We start from the raw sequence: 1,751 nt of genomic DNA, 5'->3' as shown, positions 1-1,751 counted from the left end.
GGCACCGCGGGGGCTCGTATTTCAATAAGTGCTCGGTAGAGGGGCGTTGGTGGGAATCTGAGATATGACCCCGCGTCTGCCAGGCCGCGCTGCCACCCGTGCTCTGTGGACTAAGTTCGAGCAGATCCTGCCGCACTTCGATGAGCGTCGCCGTCGGTTGTACCTGGCCAGTGAGGCGATGGCCCTCGGCCACGGCGGGATCGTCCGGGTCGCCGCCGCCTCCGGCACCAGCACTGCCACCATCGCCCGAGGTATCGCCGAGTTGGCCGGTTGTTCCTCACCGACCCGACGGGTTCGGGCTCCAGGCGCCGGCCGCAAGCGGCTGACAGACACCGACTCCGGTCTGCTGCCCGCGCTGGAGTCGCTGATCGAGCCACACACCCGAGGCGACCCCGTCTCCCCGCTGCGGTGGACCACGTTGTCGTTACGGGCCCTGGCCTCGACCCTCACCGCGCAGGGCCACCCGATCAGCGCTTCAACCGTCGGACACCTGCTGCACACCCTGGGCTACAGCCTGCAGGGAACCGCAAAAACGACAGAGGGCATCAGCCATCCGGACCGCGATGCCCAGTTCACCCACCTCAATGCCACCGCTACCGAGTTCCTCGACGACGCCCAGCCGGTGATCAGTGTCGACACCAAGGCCAAGGAATGGCTCGGCAACCGTGACCGGCCCGGTCGCACTTGGCGGCCGGGCAAGAATGCGATCAAGGTGGACTGCCACACGTTCACCACCAACGACCAGCCCATGGCGATCCCCTACGGGATCTACGACATCGCCAACAACACTGGCTGGGTCAACGTCGGAACCGACCACGACACCGCCCAGTTCGCGGTGGAGTCAATCCGCCGCTGGTGGCAGCACCGCGGACGGACGGACCACCCGAATGCAGGCCGGCTCCTGATCACCGCTGACTCCGGCGGCTCCAACGACCCCCGCCGCTGGACCTGGAAAAGCAACCTGGCTGCCTTCGCACGAGAGAGCGGCCTGGAGATCACGGTCTGTCACCTACCTCCCGGGACTTCGAAGTGGAACAAGATAGAGCACAGGATGTTCTGCCACATCACCGCGAACTGGCGGGGACGACCGCTGACCAGCTACCAGGTCGTCCTCGAGACCATCGCCGCCACAACAACCAAGACCGGCCTAACCATCGGGGCCGAACTGGACACCGGCAGCTACGACCTCGGCGTCAGCGTCACACCCGCCGAGTTCCACGCTCTTCCGATCACACCCAACGCCTTCCACGGTGACTGGAACTACACCCTGTCTCCCGAACCATCACGAACGCCTGACGCGCCAGCAACCGCTCGCCAGACCGACCCGGCCCTGACCATGATGCTCACCGATCCAGCCCTGACCGGCATGACGCGAACCGCCTTCGAGTATCTGGTGGCGGTCTCGGAACCTTTCTGGGACGCCATGGCCGAGGCGGCATTCCAGCGACGCTTCCACCGCCCACGCAGCTACCGACACCCACAGACCAGCAGCGTGGACCACACCCACCGGCTCCTGGCAGCCATCCTGCGCCGCCGCAGAGCGGTGACCATGACCTTCCTGGCCCAACTACTGGGCGTCAACCGAACCAACCTGTCCATCCAGTACCAGGACGGAAAACGGCTCCTGGACCTGCACCGGATCCTCGTCACGCCGATACCCGGATCGCCCGCCCGCACAATAGAACAGCTCCACGCCCGAACAACCCCTGCGGAAACCGGTCGCTGACAGTTATTGAAATGCGGGCCCCGGG

At 65.6% G+C, this 1,751-nt stretch carries 1 pseudogene; it reads left to right on the top strand.

Going from position 1 to position 1,751, the window contains the following annotated elements:
• Positions 1-64: 64 nt before the first annotated feature.
• Positions 65-1,751, top strand: a pseudogene (locus tag ACFYRX_RS46745) (ISAzo13 family transposase); the annotation flags it as partial.

This window comes from Streptomyces sp. NPDC005374, from assembly GCF_042872225.1.
Classification (GTDB): domain Bacteria; phylum Actinomycetota; class Actinomycetes; order Streptomycetales; family Streptomycetaceae; genus Streptomyces.
This window is presented reverse-complemented; position numbering and strand designations above follow the sequence as displayed.